We start from the raw sequence: 2198 nt of genomic DNA, 5'->3' as shown, positions 1-2198 counted from the left end.
GGGAATGCTGGATAGAACGGTATCGGCGGTATCTCCTGCGGCGATACGGGTAATGCCTGCCAGGCGGTAGCCCGCAGACTCAAGGGACTGGCGGGCATCCTCCAGAGAGCGTCCACTCAGGGCCGGGACGCTCCCAAAGCGCGGTTTGTTGATGACTAGCTCGAGCCGTCGCCCTGGCTTGACGCGGGTGCCAGGCTCGGGGGTTTGCTCGAGGATCTGATCCCTGGGCAGCGATACGTCACTCCCCTCGGCAAACTCCACGTTGAGGCCGTAGGTACGCACCGCCTCCAACGCCTGCCGGGGGGTCTTGCCCACCAGGTCGGGCAGCACATACTCCGGCGGGTTCAGGTAGTTGGCGGCAGTCTGCCAAATGCCCACGCTGCCCAGCGTCAGCATCAGCAAACCCGGAAGCCAGCCAGGCCAGTTCCAACGGTAGGTACGCTGCGGAGGACGGGGTCTGGCTGGTTGGCTGGTGGGGGTGGTTTTGCTGGTTTTTGCAGACCTCTCGGCCCTGGGGGGTTGCTCTGGTGTGACCGGAAGGGGGGAGGGCAGCGGCTGGGTGGGCCGGGCGGGGTTCAGGTCGGGACGACCTGGGGGCGTGCTGGCCGTCTGGGGTCGCAGGTTTCCCACCAGGGGCCGTCCGCTTTCCTCGGTGGTTTCCAGATCGCTTTCCTGGTAGCCAAAAGGCTCGAGGACTTCCAGCAGTGGCTTGAGCCGCCGAACCTTGAGCGCCACCCTGGACTGTTCGGGCCAGAAGACATAGTAGCGCCCCGGATTGGCTGAAACCACGACTCCCTGGGGTAAAAAGCCCTGGCCCTCGAGCCGCCGGATGGCGTTTTTGTAGCGGTGGAAAGCGGTGCGGGCTTCGGGGGTATGCACTTCAAACCAGTACAATTGCCCCTTCAGACCCTCGGGAGTCTGCACCTGATAAGGGCGCAAAAAACCCTGGGGGGGCTCTTCGCCAAGAATGGTGAACTTATCGTCCAGTAGCGACACCACCAACGATTATACAGACCGGAGATAGGGCTTTATGAGTGGGCAAAAGCGAAGCCTGTGCGAGGCTGCCGGCAAAGACGGCTCGAGGGTTTTCGCATAGCCCTGGGGAACGAGCCACCGCAAGTCACACCCGCACTGCGCCCAGCAGGTATGGATCGGGAGGGGTTATGGCAATTGGGGCCTGGGGCAACCTGACAGCGCGTGGGGGCAGTTGACCCTCCACTACCCACTTTGGGCCTTCAGCTTGTGGTACATGGTTTTCGACCGCGATGCCGCCGGTACCACTGCGCTCCCTGGTTTGCCCGTAGACCACAACCCCAAACCCAGCTTCTACCGTGCTGTACGTAAATAGGACATTTTGAATTACAAAAAGGCTTTCCTGGATGGACTAAGCCCAAACTTCACACTCGAGCTGACCGCTTCGCGGTATAATTTGCAATTTGACACTCCATTGCTATCATAAAAACCGGGCATGACTTCTCATTTTAGTCGGGTGGCTTTTACCTATGACCGGACGCGCTATCATCCGCCCGAGGTTTCGGGGCGCATCGCTACGGCGCTCACGGCCCCGGTGGAAAAGTTGTTCCGCGATCCCCTGTTTCTGGAAATTGGGGCTGGCACAGGCCGAATTTCAGTGCCGATTATCGCTCGAGGGTATCGCTATATTGCTCTGGACGACAATCCGGCCATGCTCGAGGTCTTGCGGCAAAAAGTGGCTGGGGTAGCCCGCAAGGCCCGCCTGGTCGAGGCCGATGCCCGCGAGCTGCCTTTTGAGCGGAGCAGCCTCCACGCGGTTATTGCGGTGCATTTCTGGCACCTGCTGGATAACTGGCAGCAAGCCCTGATTGAGAGCCTGCGGGTGTTGCGTCCGGGTGGTTTTCTGTTTGAGGGCTGGGATCAATCCGACGACGAGAGCGAAGACTGGCGCATCCAGCAAAAGTGGAAGGAAATTCTGGCGGGCCTGGGCTATACCCTGGTGCGGGGCCGCCACCAGACCCGCCTGGCCGAAGTGGAAAAAGAACTGGCCCGTCACAACTTCGAACCTAAAACCAGGATTATAGCCGACTGGATTGAGTCGCGTAGCCCTCGTACCAGCCTCGAGATGCTTCTGGAGCGCATCTACTCCTTTACCTGGGACGTACCCGAGGAAGTCTTCCGACCCTCGGTGGCCGAGTTAACCCAGTGGGTAGCTGCAACCTATC

At 60.4% G+C, this 2198-nt stretch carries 3 protein-coding genes; 1 reads left to right on the top strand and 2 read right to left on the bottom strand.

The genetic code is table 11. From position 1 onward, the window contains the following. Both Q0288_RS13300 and Q0288_RS13295 read right to left on the bottom strand, forming a co-directional pair. The coding region (locus Q0288_RS13300) for a PASTA domain-containing protein (protein WP_299431202.1) at nt 1–996 on the bottom strand (996 nt) is incomplete at its 3' end. A 124-nt stretch (nt 997–1120) separates the two neighbouring features. Then, complete coding sequence (locus Q0288_RS13295; protein WP_299431200.1) at nt 1121–1309, bottom strand: hypothetical protein; 189 nt, start codon at nt 1307–1309, stop codon at nt 1121–1123. Nucleotides 1310–1468: 159 nt separating this feature from the next. On the opposite strand from Q0288_RS13295, the gene Q0288_RS13290 reads away from it, so the two are divergent. Next, nucleotides 1469–2198: class I SAM-dependent methyltransferase (locus Q0288_RS13290; RefSeq protein WP_299431198.1), on the top strand; the 730-nt coding region annotated here is incomplete at its 3' end.

The organism is uncultured Meiothermus sp., assembly GCF_937863175.1.
Lineage (GTDB): Bacteria > Deinococcota > Deinococci > Deinococcales > Thermaceae > Meiothermus.
Note: the sequence above shows the minus strand (reverse complement) of the source record. Positions and strands in the feature narration are given on the sequence as shown.